This window comes from Rhodococcus sp. LW-XY12 (assembly GCF_019317345.1).
Lineage (GTDB): Bacteria > Actinomycetota > Actinomycetes > Mycobacteriales > Mycobacteriaceae > Rhodococcus > Rhodococcus pyridinivorans.
The window spans coordinates 4,158,741-4,179,354 of the sequence record NZ_CP079225.1 but is presented as its reverse complement, the minus strand read 5'-3'; the positions used below and the strand labels follow the sequence as shown (position 1 = coordinate 4,179,354).

The 20,614-nt window shown below is 69.2% G+C and carries 20 protein-coding genes and 3 riboswitches; of the genes, 10 read left to right on the top strand and 10 right to left on the bottom strand.

Going from position 1 to position 20,614, the window contains the following annotated elements:
• The first annotated feature begins 206 nt into the window (after positions 1-206).
• The 3 genes from KXC42_RS19350 (at position 207) to KXC42_RS19340 (ending at position 2,812) form a co-directional block, all read left to right on the top strand.
• The gene (locus tag KXC42_RS19350; protein WP_006552986.1) at positions 207-623 is read left to right on the top strand and encodes a DUF3151 domain-containing protein; all 417 of its coding nucleotides are present in this window, start codon (positions 207-209) and stop codon (positions 621-623) included.
• A gap of 10 nt (positions 624-633) precedes the next feature.
• Positions 634-1,797 (top strand): aromatic acid exporter family protein, encoded by a 1,164-nt coding sequence (locus KXC42_RS19345; RefSeq protein ID WP_219129408.1) that lies wholly within the window; start codon positions 634-636, stop codon positions 1,795-1,797.
• Positions 1,798-1,882: 85 nt separating this feature from the next.
• The gene (locus KXC42_RS19340) at positions 1,883-2,812 is read left to right on the top strand and encodes a cation diffusion facilitator family transporter (RefSeq protein ID WP_006552984.1); all 930 of its coding nucleotides are present in this window, start codon (positions 1,883-1,885) and stop codon (positions 2,810-2,812) included.
• Between the two features lies 1 nt (position 2,813).
• On the opposite strand, the gene KXC42_RS19335 is transcribed toward KXC42_RS19340, so the two are convergent.
• Positions 2,814-3,362, bottom strand: a complete 549-nt coding sequence (locus tag KXC42_RS19335) for a histidine phosphatase family protein (protein ID WP_219129407.1) — start codon at positions 3,360-3,362, stop codon at positions 2,814-2,816.
• A gap of 80 nt (positions 3,363-3,442) precedes the next feature.
• Positions 3,443-3,512, top strand: a riboswitch (cobalamin riboswitch).
• 54 nt (positions 3,513-3,566) lie between these two features.
• Here KXC42_RS19335 and KXC42_RS19330 point away from each other — a divergent pair.
• The 4 genes from KXC42_RS19330 to KXC42_RS19315 are packed head-to-tail and all read left to right on the top strand — an operon-like array spanning position 3,567 to position 6,856.
• Complete coding sequence (locus KXC42_RS19330; RefSeq protein ID WP_006552982.1) at positions 3,567-3,761, top strand: CbtB domain-containing protein; 195 nt, start codon at positions 3,567-3,569, stop codon at positions 3,759-3,761.
• A gap of 14 nt (positions 3,762-3,775) precedes the next feature.
• Positions 3,776-4,546 (top strand): CbtA family protein, encoded by a 771-nt coding sequence (locus KXC42_RS19325; protein WP_019291054.1) that lies wholly within the window; start codon positions 3,776-3,778, stop codon positions 4,544-4,546.
• Between the two features lie 4 nt (positions 4,547-4,550).
• Positions 4,551-6,029, top strand: a complete 1,479-nt coding sequence (locus KXC42_RS19320; protein ID WP_006552980.1) for a cobyric acid synthase — start codon at positions 4,551-4,553, stop codon at positions 6,027-6,029.
• Positions 6,026-6,856, top strand: a complete 831-nt coding sequence (locus tag KXC42_RS19315) for a cobalt-precorrin-6A reductase (protein WP_019291055.1) — start codon at positions 6,026-6,028, stop codon at positions 6,854-6,856. Before KXC42_RS19320 ends, KXC42_RS19315 begins: the two co-directional genes overlap by 4 nt.
• On the opposite strand, the gene KXC42_RS19310 is transcribed toward KXC42_RS19315, so the two are convergent.
• Both KXC42_RS19310 and KXC42_RS19305 read right to left on the bottom strand, forming a co-directional pair.
• Positions 6,759-7,307, bottom strand: coding sequence for a hypothetical protein (locus KXC42_RS19310; RefSeq protein ID WP_024101881.1), 549 nt, complete (start codon positions 7,305-7,307; stop codon positions 6,759-6,761). The two genes, KXC42_RS19315 and KXC42_RS19310, sit on opposite strands and share 98 nt — an antisense overlap.
• A gap of 121 nt (positions 7,308-7,428) precedes the next feature.
• Positions 7,429-7,950, bottom strand: coding sequence for a hypothetical protein (locus KXC42_RS19305; protein WP_019291057.1), 522 nt, complete (start codon positions 7,948-7,950; stop codon positions 7,429-7,431).
• Between the two features lie 102 nt (positions 7,951-8,052).
• Between KXC42_RS19305 and KXC42_RS19300 the strand changes: the two genes are divergently transcribed.
• On the top strand, positions 8,053-8,754 hold the full coding sequence (locus tag KXC42_RS19300) for a haloacid dehalogenase type II (protein ID WP_019291058.1): 702 nt from the start codon (positions 8,053-8,055) through the stop codon (positions 8,752-8,754).
• A gap of 185 nt (positions 8,755-8,939) precedes the next feature.
• On the opposite strand, the gene KXC42_RS19295 is transcribed toward KXC42_RS19300, so the two are convergent.
• The 4 genes from KXC42_RS19295 to KXC42_RS19280 are packed head-to-tail and all read right to left on the bottom strand — an operon-like array spanning position 8,940 to position 14,732.
• Positions 8,940-9,857: a cobalamin biosynthesis protein gene (locus KXC42_RS19295; protein ID WP_200358593.1), complete on the bottom strand. Its 918-nt coding sequence runs from the start codon at positions 9,855-9,857 to the stop codon at positions 8,940-8,942.
• Positions 9,854-12,229 (bottom strand): cobyrinate a,c-diamide synthase, encoded by a 2,376-nt coding sequence (locus KXC42_RS19290; protein WP_257605871.1) that lies wholly within the window; start codon positions 12,227-12,229, stop codon positions 9,854-9,856. Before KXC42_RS19290 ends, KXC42_RS19295 begins: the two co-directional genes overlap by 4 nt.
• Entirely contained in the window at positions 12,226-12,840 is a 615-nt protein-coding gene (cobO, locus tag KXC42_RS19285) for a cob(I)yrinic acid a,c-diamide adenosyltransferase (protein ID WP_024101878.1), read from the bottom strand. The genes KXC42_RS19290 and cobO overlap by 4 nt, the downstream gene beginning before the upstream one ends.
• A complete protein-coding gene (locus KXC42_RS19280; protein WP_219129405.1) occupies positions 12,840-14,732 on the bottom strand; it encodes a VWA domain-containing protein in 1,893 nt (630 codons plus the stop codon). The genes cobO and KXC42_RS19280 overlap by 1 nt, the downstream gene beginning before the upstream one ends.
• Before the next feature lie 22 nt (positions 14,733-14,754).
• A riboswitch (cobalamin riboswitch) is annotated at positions 14,755-14,951 on the bottom strand.
• A gap of 41 nt (positions 14,952-14,992) precedes the next feature.
• On the opposite strand from KXC42_RS19280, the gene cbiE reads away from it, so the two are divergent.
• Entirely contained in the window at positions 14,993-16,213 is a 1,221-nt protein-coding gene (cbiE, locus tag KXC42_RS19275) for a precorrin-6y C5,15-methyltransferase (decarboxylating) subunit CbiE (protein ID WP_219129404.1), read from the top strand.
• Positions 16,210-16,971 carry a cobalt-precorrin-4/precorrin-4 C(11)-methyltransferase gene (locus KXC42_RS19270; protein ID WP_006552970.1) on the top strand — a complete coding sequence of 254 codons (762 nt, stop codon included), beginning with the start codon at positions 16,210-16,212 and terminating at the stop codon, positions 16,969-16,971. The genes cbiE and KXC42_RS19270 overlap by 4 nt, the downstream gene beginning before the upstream one ends.
• 102 nt (positions 16,972-17,073) lie before the next feature.
• Here the strand turns inward: KXC42_RS19270 and KXC42_RS19265 are convergent, their stop codons facing one another.
• Genes KXC42_RS19265 through KXC42_RS19255 form a run of 3 tightly spaced genes read right to left on the bottom strand, consistent with a single transcriptional unit; the run spans position 17,074 to position 20,263 of the window.
• Entirely contained in the window at positions 17,074-18,630 is a 1,557-nt protein-coding gene (locus KXC42_RS19265; RefSeq protein ID WP_039958237.1) for a precorrin-2 C(20)-methyltransferase, read from the bottom strand.
• Positions 18,627-19,277: a precorrin-8X methylmutase gene (locus tag KXC42_RS19260; RefSeq protein ID WP_071935611.1), complete on the bottom strand. Its 651-nt coding sequence runs from the start codon at positions 19,275-19,277 to the stop codon at positions 18,627-18,629. Before KXC42_RS19260 ends, KXC42_RS19265 begins: the two co-directional genes overlap by 4 nt.
• Positions 19,274-20,263 carry a cobalamin biosynthesis protein CobG gene (locus KXC42_RS19255; protein WP_219129403.1) on the bottom strand — a complete coding sequence of 330 codons (990 nt, stop codon included), beginning with the start codon at positions 20,261-20,263 and terminating at the stop codon, positions 19,274-19,276. The genes KXC42_RS19260 and KXC42_RS19255 overlap by 4 nt, the downstream gene beginning before the upstream one ends.
• Before the next feature lie 118 nt (positions 20,264-20,381).
• A riboswitch (cobalamin riboswitch) is annotated at positions 20,382-20,574 on the top strand.
• Positions 20,575-20,614: the final 40 nt, after the last annotated feature.

The following is a 20,614-nucleotide window of genomic DNA, read 5'->3' as shown; positions in this document are numbered from 1 at the left end:
CTGCGGCTGCTTCGTCGGTCGCCGCCGGCTCGACAGGGGGTTCGTTTTCCGCACTCTCGTCCGGTGTCTCGACAGAAGGGGTCGTCGAAGTCTGCTCGGGTGACTCTTCGTTCTTCGGGTCCGACAACGTGCTGCACCTCGCTCGACGGCCTGCGGTTACCCGGGGACTCTATCGAGCCTTCGCCACGGAAGGGCACAATGACCCCATGACGTCTTTCGGTGATCTTCTCGGACCGCAGCCCACCCTTCTCCCCGGCGACGACGACGCGGAGTCGGCCCTGCTGAACAACGAGGACCCGGCGAAGGTCGCAGCCGACCATCCCACCGCCTCGATCGCCTGGGCGTACCTCGCCGAGGCCGCACTCGACAGTGGCGAGACGATCCAGGCATACGCCTACGCACGCACCGGATATCACCGCGGTCTCGACCAGCTGCGCCGCAACGGCTGGAAGGGTTTCGGTCCCGTGCCCTACAGCCACGAACCCAACCGCGGTTTCCTGCGTTGCGTCGCCGTCCTGGCCCGGGCAGCCCGAACCATCGGTGAGTCGGACGAGCACGCCCGCTGCCTGGACCTGCTCGAGGACTGCGACCCGCGGGCAGCGGAAGAACTCGGCGTCGAATAGACGCCCGTACATGTCTGTGTTGAACAGACTGTCCGCGGCGACCCGGCGTCGACCCACCCGTCAGGGAGCTCGTAAACGCCTGACCGACTCGTTCGAACGGCTGCGCACATCGGCGCTGCCGATCGTGCAGTGCGCGCTGGCGGCGGGCCTGGCGTGGTGGGTCGCGAAGGATCTGGTCGGGCACCAACAGCCCTTCTTCGCCCCCATCGCGGCAGTCGTCTCCCTCGGGCTCGGTCTCGGCGCCCGATTGCGGCGTTCCGTCGAACTCGTCTGCGGTGTGACCGTCGGGATCGGCGTGGGCGACCTGCTCGTCTCGCTGATCGGCAGCGGACCGTGGCAGATCGCGCTCGTCGTGACCATCGCGATGAGTACGGCGGTCGCGTTGAACAGCGGCCCGATCTTCGCGATGCAGGCCGGGAACTCCGCGGTGCTCGTGGCGACGCTGCTGCCACCCGGTGGCACCGGTGGGCCCGATCGGATGGTCGACGCCCTGGTCGGGGGTCTCACGGGCATCGCGGTCGTCGCGATGATCCCCACCCATCCGGTGCGGCGTGCCCGGCGCAACGCCGCCGAGATCCTCGCCACGGCGAGCGAGGTCCTGAGGAAGGTCGAGACCGGGCTCGTCGAGAACAACCCGAAACCGATCGAGGACGCCCTCAAGCAGGCGCGGGCCACCCAGCCCGCGATCGACTCGATGCGCACCCACCTCAAGGGCGGTCGGGAGATCAGCCGGATCTCGCCGCTGTACTGGAACAGCCGCAAGCGTCTCGCGGTCCTGACGGCTGCCGCCGACCCGATCGATCACGCGATGCGCAACATTCGCGTGCTCGCGCGCCGGTCGCTGACCCTCGTCCGCGACGACGAGATCCTTGATCCGCGGCTCGTGCAGCTGTTCGCCGAGGTGGCCGATGCGGTGGACGTGCTCCGCGAGATGGTTCTCGCGGAGCCGGGGGAGCAGCCCGACCAGGCCGAGGCTGCACGTGTGCTGCGCAGCATCGCCAAGAAGATGGATCCCGAACTCATCGCCGGGGCAGGAGTGTCGGCCACGGTGGTGTTCGCGCAGATGAGGTCACTGATCGTCGACCTGCTGCAGACCGCCGGACTCAAGCGGATCACCGCGATCGCGACCCTTCCATCCACCGTCGAACATCCGGCCTACGACCCGGACGAGTAAGCCCTCCGAGCCCGCCGGGCACGTAGCCGTTGAAACATATGCGCATTCGTGCATACGATGGCCCGAGGTTCGGAGAGGGAGTTCGATGGGTTCGGGTCACGGGCACTCACACGGCGTCGGCCACGGTCACGGTCAGGGCGCCGGTCCCACGCGCGCCGTCATCCGGCGCATGGCCTTCGCGCTGGGCATCCTCGGAGCGTTCTTCGTACTGGAGGCGTTCGTCGGTCTCCTGATCGGTTCTCTCGCCCTGCTCGCCGACGCGGGCCACATGCTCACCGACGTCGTCGGGGTGTCCATGGGCATGGTCGCCCTCATCCTCGCCCGACGCGGGAGCAGCGCGGCCTCGCGCACCTTCGGCTGGCATCGCGCCGAAGTCCTCACCGCGATGGTCAACGCGGTGCTGCTGCTCGGCGTCGCCGGCTGGGTGTTCTACGAGGCGATCGACCGCATCGGCGACGCCCCCGAACTTCCCGGCCTGCCCATGATCGTCACCGCCCTCGCGGGACTGGCCGCCAACATCGTCGTGATGCTCATGCTGCGGGCCGACGCGAAGGACAGCATCGCGGTGCGCGGCGCCTACATGGAGGTGCTCGCCGACGCCGTCGGATCCGTCGGCGTCCTCATCGCGGGCGCACTCGTCATGATCTTCGGCTGGAGCCTGGCCGACGTCGTCGTCGGTGTGCTCATCTCCCTGTGGGTCGTGCCGCGCGCCCTGCGACTGGCCGCCGAGTCGCTGCGCATCCTCACTCAGACCTCGCCGGCGCATCTCGACGTCGACCTGCTGCGCACCGACCTGCTCGCGCTGCCCGGCGTGTGCGGCGTGCACGACCTGCACGTGTGGACGCTGACCACCGGCATGGACGTCGCGACCGTGCATCTCGTCAGCGACCACGACCCGCAGTGGATCCTCGACTCGGCGCGCACCGCGCTGTCGTCGCACGGGCTCGAGCACGCCACCGTCCAGGTGGAGTCGACAGTCGACGGCAAGCAGTGCGAGAAGGACGTCACCTGGTAGCTCACCGCGCGAATCGGTTCGGCCGCAAAGTCCACCGACCCGGCCCGCCGTAGAGCCGGACGACGTCCAGCGGTCCCACGTCGACCCTCCGGAACGACGCCGCCGGAGCGTCGAGAGCGCACACCGTCGCCGCTCGCACGACCGCCGGGTGTGTCACCACCCCGACCCGTTCGTAGTCGTCGTCCTGTGCTGCCAGCCAGGTGCCGACCCGGCGGATGAGGTCCTCGACGGACTCGCCGCCGTGCGGTGCGGCCGCCGGCTCGGTCAGCCACATCGCCAGCTCGCCCTCGGGCACATCGCCCATCGCCGCCCCGCACCACCTGCCGTAGTCGAGCTCGCGCAGCGCGGAGTCGATCTCGGCGGGGACACCGAAGGCGTGGACCGTGTCGACCGCGCGTCGCTCGGGTGCACATACCCACCGGTCGACGACCGGGACCGCGAAGCGTCCGAGTTCGCGGCGGCCCCGATCGGAGATCGGTTCGTCGCACGGAAATCGGGCCTGTTCCGTCGCACGCGTGGAAGCGTGTGCGACGACGAACAATCGGGTCACGGCAGGTACGTCCTCTCCGCTTGACATCGCACAACGCCCGGTGCGAAGGTGCGTCGGTAAAGATGTGCCGAGGTGTAGGCAATCCGGTGGAAAGCCGGAGCGGTCGCGCCACTGTAACCGGAGATGTCGAAATCTCCGGAAGCCAGAAAACTCCCGCGGCACATGACGGAATCGAATGGGGCGCGAAATCCCAGGAGGATTGTCATGGCTGTTGTCCATACCCCCGACGAGTCGCTCGGCTCCGCCGCACTCGCAGTCGCTCTCGCCGCAGTGATCGTCGCGGCTTTTCTCGTTCTCTACCTGGTCGGATTCGATCAGGGCGCGATCTCGCGCACCGGCATGTTCATGCACGAACTGATGCACGACGGCCGGCACCTCCTCGGTCTTCCGTGCCATTGAGAACGGGGACCACGATGCCCGGAACCTACCTCCACCTGCTGCTGCGGGGCCTGCTCGCCGGACTCGTCGCGGGTCTGCTCGCCGGCGGTGTCGCCTTCGTCGTCGGCGAACCCCACATCGAATCCGCGATCGCGCTCGAAGAAGCTGCCGGCGAAGCGCATTCGCATGATCACGACCACGCTGCGACCACCGGGGAATCCCACGGTCACAGTCACGGCGAGGATGCGCTCGTCGACCGTACCGGGCAGAAGGCCGGACTGTTCCTCGCGACGACTCTCGCCGGTCTCGCGTTCGGCGCCCTCTACGCGTCGGTGCTGCACTTCGCGCGTCGCCTCACCGACATGCCGGGCTGGAAGCTCGGATTGTTCGGGGCGGCCGGAGCGTGGCTCGCCGTCGAGGCCGTCCCGTTCGTGAAGTATCCGGCGAATCCGCCGGCCGTCGGTGATCCCGACACGATCGATCAACGCACCCTGCTGTGGCTCGCCTCGGTCGTTCTCGGACTCGTCGCGATCGCAGTGGCCGTCGCGGTGGCGAAGGCGCTGGCCGCCCAGGATCTGCACACCGTCCGCATCGCAGGCCCGGCGGTTGCCTTCCTCGTCGTGGTGGGTCTCGGATATCTCGCCTTGCCGAAAATCGACGAGGTGGGGGAGGGCTTCCCCGCGACGCTGCTGTGGGAGTTCCGGGTCGCGTCGTTCACCGTGCAGCTCACCCTGTGGGCGGTGCTCGGTGTGGTCTTCGCGTACCTCACCGAACGCGCGTCCCGTCGCGTGACGATCCCGGCCTGACGGCATGGGTTCGGGTCTGCTCGTCGCCGGAACGACCTCGGATGCAGGAAAATCCGTGGTCGTCACCGGGATCTGCCGATCCTTGGCGCGGCGCGGCCTGAAGGTCGCGCCGTTCAAGGCGCAGAACATGTCGAACAACTCGATGGTGACGAGCGAGGGCGCGGAGATCGGGCGCGCCCAGTGGATCCAGGCAGTGGCTGCCCGTGCGATCCCCGAGGCCGCGATGAACCCGGTGCTGCTCAAGCCCGGCGACGACCGGCGCAGCCACGTCGTGGTTCTCGGGCGGCCGGCGGGAGCGCTGGAGGCGGGTGAGTTCGCCGGTGGACGAAAGCATCTCGCCGACGCGGCATTCGGTGCCTTCGACGACCTCCGGCGTAGATTCGACGTGGTGGTGTGCGAAGGTGCCGGGAGCGCGGCCGAGATCAATCTGCGCGACCACGACTATGTGAACATGGGTCTGGCGCAACATGGTTCGATGCCGACCGTCGTGGTCGGCGACATCGACCGCGGTGGTGTGTTCGCCTCGATGTACGGGACGCTGGCCCTGCTCGACGCCGCGGATCAGCAGTTGATCCGCGGCTTCGTGATCAACAAGTTCCGCGGCGACGTCTCGCTCCTGAAGCCCGGACTCGACTCGCTCGAACGGCTCACCGGCCGCCCGGTGCTCGGCGTGCTGCCATGGCAACGCGACCTGTGGCTCGACTCGGAGGATTCACTCGCCCTCACCTCCCGTCCCGCACACGATGGTGACGGCGCACTGAGCATCGCCGTCGTGATGCTGCCGCGGGTCAGCAACTTCACCGATGTCGACGCGTTGTGCCTCGAACCGGACGTGCGGGTCCGCTTCGTCGACGACCCGCGAGCGCTCGCCGGCGCCGACGTCGTGATCGTGCCCGGAACACGCGCGACCCTCGCGGATCTCGCGTGGCTGCGCTCGCGAGGACTCGACACCGCGATCGTCGACCACGTCCGCCGAGGTGGACCGGTCCTCGGTATCTGCGGCGGCTTCCAGATGCTCGGCACGCGCATCGACGACCCGCACGGCGTCGAGGGTGTTCCCGGCGCAAGCGCGGCGGGTCTCGGGTTGCTCCCGGCCCGAACCGAGTTCGGACACGAGAAGGTCCTCCGATTGCCGAGGGGGTCAGCGTTGGATGCGGCTGCCTCCGGATACGAGATCCATCACGGACGCGTCACCGTCGACGGTGGCACCGAATTCCTCGGTGGCACCCGGGAGGGTTCGGTGTTCGGCACCATGTGGCACGGCGCCCTCGAAGGGGACGCGTTGCGCTGGGCGTGGTTACGCGAGGTCGCTGCGGTGGTGGGCCGCGAGATCCGCACCGGGGAAGTGAGTTTCCCGGCCGCACGCGAGGTCCGCATCGAGGCGCTCGCGGACCTCGTCGACGAACATCTCGACATGGACGCTCTGCTCACCATGCTCTCCGACGAGCGAACCCTGCCCGTGCTGAGGGGAACCCTGCGGTGACGGTCCTCATCCTCGGTGGGACGGGGGAAGCCCGTTCCCTCGCCGCGGCATTGGACGACGCGGACATCGCGTTCGAATCCTCCCTGGCAGGCCGGGTCCGCAATCCACGCCTGCCCGTCGGTCCGGTGCGCATCGGAGGGTTCGGCGGAGCGGACGGTCTCGTCCGGTACCTGACCGAGCGCGGTATCCGAGCCGTCGTCGACGCCACCCATCCGTTCGCCGCGGGCATCAGCGCGAACGCCGCCGCGGCATGCGCCGCCGCGAACGTGCCACTGGTGCGCCTGCAACGACCGGGCTGGCACGACGCGCACGGCCGGTGGACGTGGGTCGACGACCACGACGGCGCCGCGCACGTCGCCGCGACCGGCCGGAGGATCTTCCTCAGCACCGGACGGCAGACACTCGACCGCTTCGTCGGACCGCTCGCCACGCACGACGTGCTCGTCCGCGTCGTCGATCCACTGACGACCGAACTGCCACCGAGCTGGTCGGTGCTGCTCGGACGCGGCCCCTACACGGCGAGTGACGAACGGAAGCTGCTGCTCGACAACGGGATCGATACCCTCGTCACGAAGGATTCGGGTGGTTCGCTCACCCGCGGCAAACTCGACGCCGCCGATGAACTGGGCGTGCGCGTGATCGTCATACGCCGCCCGCCCACACCCCGCGGTGTCGCCGCGGTGGAGACCGTGACGGTAGCGCGGGAATGGGTCCTCCGGGTGGCGGAGGTCAGACCTGCGGACCTTCGGAACGCAGATCGTCGACCTTCTTCATCGCTTCGCGCAGTTCCCGGAGCCACTGCTCCGAGTGCTGCCCCACGAGCCTGACGGTCCACTTCAGTGCGTCCGAACGGGACCGCGCGACACCGGCGTCGACGAGGGTGTCGAGCACCTTCCGTTCGGGTTGGCGCAGTCGCGTCATGACCGGGACGGCGAGGTGGGTGAACAGGTCGGTCCGGTCGCCGACCGTCACGCCCCAGGCCACCTTGCGGCCGTAGCGGGCCTCGGCCTCGTCGGCGATGCGCATCCGGTCGGCGCGCGTGGTCTCGCGGAATCGAGCGATGCGTCCGTCGATCTCGGTGTCGCTCGTGCCGTCGGGTACCCCGAGGGGGCCGACGACGAAGATCTCTTCTCTGTCGATCTCGATGTCGGGCGGTCCGGTGAACCAGTCGTCGGGGAGCCTGCCGGCGAACCACTCGGCGGCATCGCTCGCGTCGGGGACGTCTGCCTGTTGCCAGCCGCCCGGTCGTCCGAATCCGTGGATGTGTGAATGTCGCATGATGTCCTCCTCGGGACGCGACCCGGTGCGTGTCGCACCGATCAACCTGTGCGCGTTGCACTGATTACAGTGTTGCACCGCAAGCGTGTCGTGCGCCACTGTCGAGCGGCGAACGGTGCGGTCAGCGACCGTTCCGGGGAGTCAGAACTCCGGAGGTGACCGGAGGGGCGCTGCGCAGGGGAGCGGTGGAGAGCACGACGGGTAACCACACCGCAGTGGATGCCATCACCGCGCCCCAGCACAGATACAGGCCGACGTGCGGTGCGTGAGAGGTGTGGGCGACCATCCCGGCCTGTGACCAGACGGCGAACAGTCCCACCATCGACGCCGCCCCCGAACCGAGCATCGCGAGCGTTGCGGCACCCCACCGGCGGCGGAGCAATGCGACGAGCGGTACGAGGATGCCGAACACCACCACGAAGACGTCGAAGACACGGAGGGGAAGGGTTGCGGCCTCGGAGTCCCAGCGCAGAAGGGTCGTCAGGGACGTCACCGAAGTGGCCTGGGGAAGCAGCAGACCCATGACCAGCAGCGCGACGCACCCGGCCAGGATCCGGACCCGCGAGCGGCCGACGACCACCTCACCGGCGACGCGGTGTTCGATGCGATCGAGATCGTGACGGAATTCCGCCAGGTCGTCCATGGTGCACCCCCGGAGCGCGGCGACGCTTCGGTCCCAGTATGCGACGCGGGTCACATCGGCGTGCGGGTTCGGGAAAGCAGTTTCGGGCAGGCGCGATCGGGCATGCTCCAAGGCGTGAGCCGATACGACGCGTACATCTTCGACGTGCAGGGCACGCTGATGGACTTCTACACCCCGGTCACCCGGGCGGTGGCCCATGCGCTCGGACCCGATGCCGATCCGGCGACCGTGGGCGACCTGGTGCGGGCCTGGAGGAGCGACTACTACGAACGCATCCTCCGTCTCGACCAGTCGGTGGAGAAGTGGTATCGCGTGCAGGACTCCTACGTCGACGGACTCGGCGACGTGTGCGAGCAGTTCGGGATCGACCTTCCCAAGGACGTGCGCGTCGAGACGGCGCGGGCCTGGCAACGCCTCGAGGCATGGCCGGACGTGCGGCCCGGGCTGAACGAACTCCGTTCGCAGGCAGTGGTGGCGACACTGTCCAATACGGACATGGCCACGATGATCGCGCTCTTCCGCGACCAGCAGCTCGAGGCCGATGCCATCCTCACGGCCGAACTGTTCGGCGCCTTCAAACCCGAACGTTTCCTGTACGAGCGCACCTGCCGGTATCTGGGCGTCGATCCCTTCCGGGCCGCGATGGTCGCGTCGCATCCCTACGATCTGCGGGCCGCCCGCGAAGTCGGACTGAACACCGTCTTCGTGTACCGGCCGCTCGAGAACGGCCGCGTCGAGGACTCGGTCGACGACACCGAGGGGGAGTTCGACCATCGCATCGAGGACCTGCGGGACATTCCGTGACAGGTTGTCGGCCGTGGACGCCGACGTGTTGTCGGAGTTGACGCGACCGACTCGGCGTGGCGCAGTGCGCCATGTTCGTCGCGTCCAGCAACCGGAGTTACGTTTCGGGCAGAACGAACACGGATTCACCCCGGAATTTCACCCTCGGCCGGAATTCCCGTCGCGGCTGGGAAATATCGGGGAGGCTATCGATGGACGAGGGCGACCGCGATGGCGGTCGCCACGGCTCCGAGTCCGACCTTGGAGGCGAGTCGCGCGGTACGGCCGATATCTTCCGGGGCCGGCGCGGGTCCGTCGCCGAGCGTGCCGCGATCCTCGACCACACCGTGGTAGACGTTCGAGCCGCCGAGCCGGATCCCGAGAGCACCGGCGAACGCCGCTTCGACCGGACCGGCATTCGGACTCGGATGCTGACGGGCGTCCCGGCGCCACGCCCGGACCGCGCCCCGGCTGTCGTCACCGAGTGCGACAGCCAGCAGGGCGGTGAGGCGAGCGGGGACGAGATTGAGCAGGTCGTCGAACCGGGCCGAGGCCCAGCCGAACCGTTCGAGCCGCGGTGTGCGGTGACCGACGCGCGCGTCCAGGGTGTTCGCGGCGCGGTACCCGAGCAGGCCGGCCGGACCGAGGACCGCACCCCACCACAGCGGGGCGACGACGGCGTCGGAGGTGTTCTCGGCGACCGACTCGATCGTGGCGCGCGCGATCCCGTTCTCGTCGAGCCGAGACGGGTCGCGGCCCACCAGGTGGGTCACCTGTTGCCGCGCCGCGGCGAGATCGCCGTCGCGGAGTTGGGCGTCGATCGTCCGGGCCTCGAATCCGAGGGAGCGGCCGCCGAGCACGGTCCAGGTGGTCAGCGCCGTGACCGCCACCGCCGGCACCGGACGACCGCGGGTCGCGTGGTCGGCGACGTATCCCAGCGCTCCGGCAGAGCCGACCAGCAGCGAGGTGAACACCACCCCGGCAACGCGGTGGTCGGCATACAGCCGGCCCTCGGCGGCGCGCGCCAACTTCCCGAAGCCGCTCACGGGATGCCACCGCTGCGGGTCGCCGACGAGTTGGTCGGCGGCGTAGCCGAGCGCCAGTCCGAGTGCCCTGTGCTTCACAGGATCGTTCTCCACGCCTCGACGAGCGTTGCCGTGGTCGCCGCGTCGCGCACCGCGATCCGTACCCAGTCGTCACCGAGGCCGGGGAAGGTGTCGCCGCGACGCAGCGCGAAGCCCTTCTCCCGCAATCTCTCCCGCGTTCCCTCTGGCGTTTCCGCCAGCACGAACGGGGCTGTCGCGGGGGAGACCACGTGGATTCCGAGTCCGGTGAGGGCGTCGACGAGAACCTTCCTGTCGCCGGCGATCTCCTGTGCGATCACCTCGGTCTCGCGTACTGCGTCACCGGATGCGCACGCGATCATCGCGGCCCCTGCGGGAGTGGACACCGACCAGGGTGGTTGCTGCGCGGCGAAATCCGCGAGCACTGCGGCGTCGCCGACCACGTATCCGGCGCGCAGACCCGGGATCGCCCACGTCTTGGTGAGCGACCGCAGCACCACGAGTCCCGGAACGAGCTGTCCCGTCAACGATTCGGTTTCGCCGGGAACGGCGTCCATGAACGCCTCGTCGACCACGACCACCCGTCCCGGTCGGGTCAGTGCCAGGAGCGTGTCGGCCGGGTGCAGGACCGAGGTGGGGTTCGTCGGATTGCCGACGATGACCAGGTCGGCATCCTCCGGGACCGCACCCGGATCGAGGACGAACCCGTCATCGCAGCGCAACACGACCCGCGTGACACGATGTCCGGCGGCCAACAGTGCGGCCTCCGGTTCGGTGAACTGCGGGTGCACCACCACCGGCTTCCGCCACGCCCGTGCCCGAGCGATCAATGTGAACGCCTCGGCACCTCCGGCGGTCGGGAGGACCTCGTCGACGCTGCGGCCGTGACGATCGGCGAGAGCGGCGCGTGCATCGCTCGGGTCGGGATACCGGGCGAGATCGTCCAGCGATGCACGCAGGGCGTCGTCGAGCCATGCCGGTCGCGGTCGGCGCGAGACGTTGACGGCGAGGTCGACCAGCCCCTCGGTCGCGTCGCGGTCGCCGTGATGGTGCAGGTCGGGTTCGGGTGTTCGACGACGCGCAGGTGCCGAGGTGGGTTCGGGGGCGGGTTCCGCCGACCGTGCGGCGTCTGCGAACCGTCGTGCGAGATCGGGATGTCCGGCCCAGTGCGTGTGCAGGTACGACGCATGCACCGTTGCGGTGGCGATGCCGTCCGGCCGGCCGTCGAGCAGCCACGCGGCAGACGAGCCGGAATCGATCACGGTGCGGTGGAATTCGTGGCCGGTGACGCGGGTGCCGGCGGAGGCGAGCAGGGTGTCCTGCGGCGCGATCGCGGTGCGGTAGCCGAGGGTCAGGCGCGGGGTCATCCGTGCCGCAGTGTCGAGGGCTCCCACCATCTCGTGCCCGTCGACCTCGCGCCCCAGATAGAGCAGACCGGCGCACTCGGCGACGGTCGGAACTCCGGCCGCGATCGCGGCACGCAGGTGCGTGCGCAAGGGGAGGTTCGCGGCGAGGTCGGCGGCATGTACCTCGGGGAACCCGCCGCCGAGGTAGATGCCCGCGGTGCCGGTGGGCAGTCGTTCGTCGCGCAGGGGATCGAAGGTCACCGGTCGGCATCCGTGTGCGCGCAGCAGTTCCTCGGTCTCGGTGTAGCGGAAGGTGAAGGCGCGGCCTCCGGCGACGGCGATCACCGGTCCGTCCTCGGTGGGCGTGCCCGGTGACCACGGTGTCGCCGACAGAGCGGGTGCTGCCGAGGCGATACCGAGGATCTCGGTGAGGTCGATGCGCTCGGCGATCCGCGCGGCGAGACGATCCACCTGCGCGGTCGCCTCGTCGCGCTCCTCGGCGGGCACCAGGCCGAGATGGCGCGAGGGGACGGTGACGCCGTCGTCGCGACCGAGCACACCGAGCACCGGGATACCGGTCGGTTCGAGTGCGCGGATCACCTCGTCCGAATGTCGCTGCGATCCGGCCTTGTTCAGGATCACGCCGGCGATCCGCGTGCCGCGGTCGTAGGACGCCATGCCGTGCACGATCGCCGCGATCGACCGGGAGGCGTGCGAGACGTCGACGACGAGGATCACCGGTGCGGACAGCAGGGCCGCGGTGTGGGCGGTGGACGCGTACCCCTCGGTGCCGATCATCCCGTCGTACAACCCCATGACCCCTTCGATCACGGCGATGTCCGCACCGGCGGCGCCGTGCAGGAAGAGAGGAGCGACGAGGTCCTCGCCGACGAGGTGCGGGTCGAGGTTGCGGCCCGGTCGGCCGGTGGCGAGCGAGTGGTAGCCGGGATCGATGTAGTCGGGACCGATCTTGTGCCCCGACACGATGTGGCCGGCGCGACGCAGTGCCGCCATGAGGCCCGTGGCGATGGTGGTCTTCCCGTGCCCGGATGCCGGTGCGGCGACGACGACGCGTGGAACTCTCACCACTCGATTCCTCGCTGGCCCTTCTGCCCCGCATCCATCGGATGTTTGACCTTCGTCATCTCCGTCACCAGGTCGGCGACCTCGACGAGTTTCGGGTGCGCACGCCGCCCCGTGATCATGACGTGCTGGTGTCCCGGCCGTGAGGTCAGCGTATCGACGACCTCGTCGATGTCGACCCAGCCCCAGGCGATCGGATAGGTGAACTCGTCCAGTACGTACAGGCCGTGCTGCTCCGCGGTGAGACGTCGCTGGATCTCACGCCACCCGGCGAGCGCATCGGCGGCATGGTCCTCCTCGGTGCCTTCCTTGCGCGACCACGACCAGCCGGAACCCATCTTGTGCCACTCGATCGGCCCCCCGGTGCCGCGCTCGGCGTGCAGATCGGCGAGGGTTTCGAAGGCGGTCTGCTCGCCGAGTCGCCACTTGGCGGACTTGACGAACTGGAAGACGGCGACCGACCAGCCCTGGTTCCAGCCACGCAGTGCGAGGCCGAATGCGGCTGTGGACTTTCCTTTTCCGTCGCCGGTGTTGATCATCAACAGCGGCCGGTTGCGGCGCTGCCGGGTGGTGAGACCGTCGGCAGGGACGACGGTGGGTTGTCCCTTCGGCATCAGGCGGCCCTCTCCCGGACGATTCCGGTCAAAGCGTCGGCATCGACCTCACCGACGGGCACATACTCGGCGCCGAGGCGTTCGGCGAGACGGGCCGCGAGACCCATCCGGAATCGGCCCGTCTCGGAATCGACCACCACGGAGGAGATTCCCTGTGCAGCGATGACGTCCGCGGCGTCGAGTGAGCGCTGCACAGCGTCCGGTCCGGCGGTGGCGCGACCGTCGGTGACCACGACGAGCAGGGCGCGTCGACGCGGATCCCGCAGGGAATGACGCCGAAGGGTGGTGGCCGCTTCGATCAACCCCTCCGCCAGCGGGGTCCGCCCACCGGCGGGAAGTTCTCGCAGCCGTGCGGCAGCCACGTCCACCGAATTCGTCGGCGGGAGTGCGACGGTCGCGCCGGTGCCGCGGAAGGTCACGAGTCCGACGGTGTCGCGACGGCGGTAGGCGTCGAGCAGCAGCGACAGGACAGCGGTCTTGACCTGCACCATCCGGTTGCGTGCTGCCATCGACCCGGATGCGTCGACGCAGAGCAGGACGAGATTGGTCTCGCGGCCTTCGATGATCTTGCGGCGCACCTGCAGACCCCGATCGGTGAAGGCGGACGCGCGGATCGTGGCGGGCAGATGAACCGGGCCGGTGTCGCCGCGGCGACTACCCACGGTACGGCCGATCGTGGTGACCGCCCGCGACCGGCGACCGGCCGCCCCGCGCCCGACCCGATCGACGGAGAACACCCTGGCGCGAAAAGGATCCGTCGCCGACGCCAGGCTGGTGGACGACCGATCACCCGAACCGGAGGACGTCTCCGCCGCCGAGTCGTCGGGTGCGCTCTCGCCACCACCGGGATCGTCGTCGGGGCCAGGATCCGGATCGTCTCCACCGAGAAGTTCGTCGAGCAGATCGTCGCTGCTGGTGGGGGCGTCGAAGGGGTTGCGGCGCCGACGGTGTGGCAGGGCGAGTCGGGCCGCTGCTGCGATGTCCTCGCGTGTCACCTCGAGCCGGTCGTGCCAGGCCGCGTGTGCGATCGCCGTGCGGGCGGTGACCAGGTCGGCGCGCATGCCGTCCACGTCGAACGCCGCGCACACCTCGGCGATCGAGACCAATGCGTCGTCGCTCAGTGCGACCTGCGGGACGAGTTCGCGGGCGGAGGCGACTCGCCGCGACCACTCTGCGTCCCGATCCGCCCATCGCGCGGTGAACCCGGCCGGGTCGGCGTCGAAGGCCATCCGCCGCCGCACGATCTCGGCGCGCATGTGCGGGTCGCGGGGCGCGGTCACGTCCACGGCGAGTCCGAAGCGGTCGAGCAACTGCGGGCGAAGCTCACCCTCCTCGGGATTCATCGTTCCGACCAGTACGAATCGGGAGGCGTGCTCGACGGAGACCCCGTCGCGTTCGACGGTCGAGCGGCCCATCGCCGCGGCGTCGAGCAGCAGGTCGACCAGGTGGTCGTGCAGGAGGTTGACCTCGTCGAGGTACAGCACGCCGCGGTGGGCCAGTGCCAGAAGACCGGGTTCGTATTCGGCCGTGCGGTCGGCCAGCGCCTTGCCGAGATGCAACGCTCCGGTGACGCGATCCTCCGCCGCGCCGACGGGCAGTTCCACCAGCCGAACCGGCCGGACATGCGAGGCCGTATCGGCCGGATGGGGGCCGTCCGGGCAGGACGGATCGGGGGCGTCCGGATCGCACGAGAACCGGCACTCGTCCACGACGGTGACCGGGGGCAACAGTGCGGCGTGGGCACGCACCGTCGTCGATTTCGCGGTGCCCTTCTCGCCACGCACCAGCACACCGCCGATCGTCGGCGACACCGCACACAGGGTCAGGGCCAGCGCGAGGTCGTCGGAACCGACCACCGCACCGAACGGATACACATGCACTTCGACCTCCACAGGCTCCCGCTGGGATGTTTTTCGCGGCAAGCTGTTCGAAGGCCGGTATTCGGACTTCCCGGTCGGACGCCGTGCGATCGCCTTCCCGGACCGGACGGTCCAGTGGCTGCGCGGATGCGCGTGATCGACGACTCCCGGGTCACCGCAGCGGGCCTGTGCCGGATTCTCACCGGCTTCCCGATTATCCCCGTGAGGGGCACCTTCGATTGCCTTGCCACGGCCGAGTCTAGGCCATGGCGCGTGGGCTATGGTTCACCGCCATGGGACCGATACGACAGACGACAGGCATCACCGTTGTCGGAATCGGGGCGGACGGATGGTCCGGTGTGCCGTCCACCGTCCGGGAGCGGATTCTCGCGGCCGAGGTCCTGCTCGGCGGCCGGCGCCACCTCGACCTGGTTCCCGCCGGCACAGCGGTGCGCGAGGAGTGGCCGTCGCCGCTCCTGTCCGGGCTCGACGACCTCCTCGACCGGCACGCCGGCAAGGACGTCGTCGCGCTCGCATCCGGTGATCCGCTGGTCTCCGGGATCGGCACCACGCTGATCCGACGCCTCGGAGGCGACGCCGTGGAGGTGATCCCGGCGATCTCGTCGGTGGCCCTTGCCCGTGCACGCATGGGCTGGTCCGCGGAGGAGTGCGAGACGATCACCGTCGTGGGTCGCGAGATCGATGCTCTGCGCAGAGTTCTGACGCGCGGACGCAAACTCGTCGTCCTCGTCGACGGTGCACGTGTCGCGGATGTTGCGACGCTCCTGGAGGCCGCCGGTTTCGGGAACTCACGGGTCGCGGTGTTGTCGCATCTCGGTGCTGCGGACGAGTCCCGGATCGATGCGAAGGCGGCCCATCTGACCGATACGGGCGTCCGGTCTCTGAGTCTGATGTGCGTCGAGGTCGACGGCCCCGCCGGGTTGTCGGTGCTGCCCGGTCTCGACGACTCCCTGTTCGAGCACGACGGGCAGCTCAGCAAGCGGACCGTACGCCTCGCGGCGGTGTGCGCACTCGCACCGCGACCAGGCGAGTTGCTGTGGGACGTCGGTGCGGGAGCTGGGTCCGTCGGAATCGAATGGGCGCGAACCGATCCGCGCTGTCGTACTCTCGCGATCGAGAAGGACGAACGGCGCGCCGGCGCGATCGAACGCAATGCCGCCGCGTTGGGTGTGCCGTCGATCGTGCGCATCGTCCGAGGTGCTGCACCTGCCGCGCTCGTCGGACTCCCGGTGCCCGACGCGATCTTCGTCGGCGGAGGAGGAAGTCGCGAGGGTGTGCTCGACACGTGTTGGGACGCATTGCCTCCCGGCGGTCGGCTCGTCGCGCACGCGGTGACGCTGGAGACCGAGGCCGTCCTGGTGCAGTGGTGGAAGATGCACGGCGGTGAACTCACCCGTCTGTCCGTCGAACACGCAGATCCCATAGGAACATTCACCGGCTGGCGTGCGCAGCGACCGGTCGTGCAATGGAGCGCAGTGAAAGGCGAACGATGACCGTCCATTTCGTAGGATCCGGACCCGGAGCGGCCGACCTGCTCACGCTGCGAGCGGTGAATCTGCTGCGCGAGGTCCCGGTCGTGCTGTACGCCGGTACCTATCTCGATGCCGACACCCTCTCGCACTGCCGTGACGACGCCGAACTGGTCGACACGCAACACCTGGACCTCGACGAGATCACCGCGCATCTCGTCGACGCGCACCGGCGCGGGCTCGACGCCGTGCGGCTGTGCTCCGGCGACCCGTCGCTGTACTCGGCGCTCACCGAGCAGACGCGACGGCTCGACGCCGCGGGCGTGCCGTGGGACGTCACACCCGGTGTGCCCGCCTACGCCGCGGCCGCGGCGGCACTCGGTACCGAGCTGACGGTCCCCGAACTCGTGCAGACGGTCGTGCTGACCCGAACGCAGGCCCGATCGACGGCGATGCCCGACAGCGAGGCTCTGGCGCGGGTCGCAGGAATCCGGGCGAGTCTCGTCCTGCACCTGGCGATCACCCGCATCCGCGTCCTTGCCGAAGAACTCACTGCCGAATACGGCGCCGATTGCCCCGTCGCGGTGGTCGCGTTCGCGTCGCGACCGAACCAGGTCGTGCTGCGCGGCACCCTCGCCGACATCGCCGACGGTGTCGAGGCGGCGGGACTGAAGCACACCGCGGTGATCGTCGTCGGACACGCTCTCGGCGTGCGTGAACGGCCGGATGTGGCCTGTTCACACCTCTACGACCCTTCCCGCGAGCGCGCCGGTCTCGGATAGCTCCATCCTCGCGCGCCGAACCGGGGTTCGCCCCGATTGCAACAGTGGCGAACCCCGGTTCACCGCGCGAACCTGTTGACAACCCGCGGGTGAACACCGCAGTCAAACGGTTGTCGAGGATCCCGAATGGCGACCGTCGACCGACCGTTTCGTCCACACCGCACCCGAAGGCATCACGAAGGTGCCCGCAGCGCCGACGATGAGCAGGCACTTCATGTCGATGCTCGCCGGATCGAGCTTCTCGAGCGTCGTGACCTCGAGCGACTCGCCGGACCGTCCCACATCGCGCCCGATCACGACGACGGTGTCGGCCGGACGATGCTTCAGCAGTACCGTTTTCGCGTCCGCGACCTGCGTCGTCCGAGACCGCGAGGCCGGATTGTAGATGCCCAGGACGAGATCGGCCTCGGATACCGCAGCCAACCGCTTCTCGATCACGTCCCACGGCTTGAGTCGATCCGACAGGCTCATCACCGCGAAGTCGCCGCCGATCGGGGCGCCGGCACGCGCCGCGACCGCCTGCACCGCGGAGACCCCCGGCAGGACGCGGATCGGCACCGACGCGTATGTCTCGTCCTGCGCGGCCTCGAACACCGCCGACGCCATGCCGAACACCCCGGCATCACCACCGGAGACAACGGCGACCTTCTCACCCGCCAGGGCGAGGTCGAGAGCGAATCGCGCGCGGTCCACCTCGACGGTGTTGCCGCTGGAATGACGGTGCAGGCCGGGACGTACCGGGACGCGATCGACATACGGTCCGTATCCGACGACGTGATCGACCTGTGCGAGTGCGTCGGCGGCCTCGGGGGTCAGCCACTTCTCGTCCGCCGGGCCCAACCCGACGACGAGCAGTTCGTTCGCGTCCGGATGTGTCGCCTCGACCGCGACGGACGGCCGCGATCGGTCGGCGACCGACCGATTCGTCGGAGAGCGATCACCGGCGGTGAGGATCACCGAGAAGTACGGCACCGCGTCGGCGTCGACCTCGGCAACCGGAAGGATGCGTTGCCGATCCATCGACGCGCGTTCGACATAGACGGCACCGTCGAGGCGCCCGGACTGGGCGAGAGCCTCCCGGACGGAGGGAAACGTCCTGCCCAGCTTCATGATCGCCGCACCGTCGGTGTCGGCGAGTCGCCGTGCGAGCTCCGGGGCGGGCAGTGTGCCGGGCAGGATGGTGAGGACGTCGGTGCGCCGCACCATCGGTTCGGCGGCTGCAGCAGAGGCGGCGGACACCGAGGTCACCCCTGGCACCACCTCCGTCGGATATCGCGGAGCGAGGCGGTCGTGCAGGTACATGTACGAGCCGTAGAACAAAGGGTCGCCCTCGCAGAGCACGACGACAGTGCGTCCCGCGTCGAGGTGGACGGCCAACCGGGCGGCGGACTCGTCGTAGAAATCGGCGATCGCACCGTCGTAGCCGCCCGGGTGATCGATGGTGCCCGTCGTCACCGGGTACACCAGCAGTTCCTCGATCACGCCGTCAGGGATCAGATCGGCGGCGATCGATCGGGCGATGGAGCGGCCGTGCGTACCGGAGTAGTACGCGAGGACGTCCGCTTCGGCGATCAGCCGCGCAGCCTTGCGTGTGATGAGTTCGGGATCGCCGGGGCCGAGACCCACGCCGTAGAACCTGCCTGACACCATCTCGCTCATTCCTTCTCCTGCGCAAGTGCATTGATCGCGGACGACGCCATCGCCGACCCGCCGCGGCGTCCCCGGACCACCAGATGGGGGATCTGCAGCCGATGGTCGAGCAGCGCCTCCTTCGACTCCGCGGCGCCGATGAAGCCGACGGGAACACCGACGATCGCCGCCGGTCGCGGGGCGCCGTCGTCGAGCATCTCGAGCAGGTGGAACAGGGCGGTCGGGGCATTGCCGATCGCAACGACAGCCCCCTCGAGGCGGTCGGCCCACAGTGACACCGCCGCCGCGGAGCGGGTCGTGCCCCAACGTTCGGCGAGTTCGGGGACACGCGGGTCGGCGAGCAGACACATCACGTCGTTGTCGGCAGGCAGGCGCGTACGGGTGACCCCGGAGGCCACCATGTTCGCATCCGTGAGGATCGGAGCACCTGAGTTCAGTGCAGTGCGCGCGGCCGGAACAAGATCGGGATGGATGACGAGGTCCCGTGCCAGATCGGTCTGTCCGCTTGCATGGATCATCCGGACCGCGACCTTCTCCGCACTCGCAGGAATCGCGGACAGATCCGATTCGCTGCGGATCGTCGCGAACGACCGGACGTAGATGTCGGCGCCGTCGGTGACGTAGTCGTACCGACGCGGGGGAGGTCGAAGGGTCACGGGGTGCTCCTGGCAAGAACGATGCGGTGAGGCGAGTGCGGTGCGCCGCAGACGCGTTCGCATCCGGCGACGTGAATTCGGGAATCGGTGGTATTTCCGGCGACGATCCGGCGAGCCAGCGCTCGGGTGTCACCTTCGGCGAGGCTACACCCGGGCGCTCCCGTGCACGCCGTCACCCGCTGCCACGCCGAATCCGGGGCCGTCTCGAAGCCGGTCTCGCGAAGCGCGACGAGATCCGACCCGGACGGGAGTATCAGGCCGCGCCAGGGCGTGACGACCACACCTCGATCGGGCAGCGCAGCAACCATGGCGGGGGTGAGGATTCCCAGGGGGACCAGCACCGACACCGCATCGCCGAGCACGCCGTACGGCACCGTGAAGGCCGGTGGCCGCGGAGCGGGATCGGTGCCACCGAGTTCCGCTCCCGCACGCGGGAGTTGACGCACGTGCCACACCGACTCGCGAATCTCGACGAACCGGCGGGCCTGCCGCAGGAGCATCTCGGGAACCTGGGTGAGCCGCACCGTCGGCCCGTCGAGTCCACCCACGACGATCCGTGCCGTCCCGCCGCCGAGCGCGACCGCGGTGAGATCGCACCGCAGCGTCACCACGTCGCCGCGGCCGTCGTCGAGGCCGAACAGGAACCGGCCGGGCAGATCGGCGAGGACCGGATCGGCGCACAGTCCGGCGTCGAGATCGCGGACGAGAGGCCGGACGTCGGTGAGTCCACCCACGAGTCCCGACAGAGCCGACGCGACGATGTTCCGCACCCGTTCGTGGCTCGCCGAGGGCAGCAGCCCGGCCGCCGTGACGGCGTCGGCCAGTCCCGCGGGGACGGCACCGCACTCGTCGAGGTCGATACCTCTGAGCTGCAGGTTCCCTCGCGACGTCAGGTGGACGTCGCCGTCGGCGTAGGCGGTCGATGCGTTCGACAGTGCTCGGAGCGCCCCGTCGGGTACCTGCCCTCCGGGCACGCGGAGCCGCACCAGCGCGCCGTCCGCCGCGACATGCGGGCGAAGGATTCCGGGGCACCGATCGGGAGGGAGAGGGGGTGGCAGAGCATCCACAGACGCACATGGTTGCACACCTTTCCGGCCGGGTGCGCTACTCTCGGCTTGCCGTGGTGCTCGGGAAGCCGGTGGGAAACCGGCGCGGCCCTCGCCACTGTGAGCGGATGTTGCTCGCCCTCGTCCGTACCGGTCCGCCGGTGTGGAGGCCACTGGATCTCATCCGGGAAGGTCGGCGCAGCAGCGGTGACCCGTCAGCCAGGAGACCGGCCACGGCACGTGAGGTCCACGAGGGTTTTGGAGACTGAACATGGCTGTACGCCTGTGTTT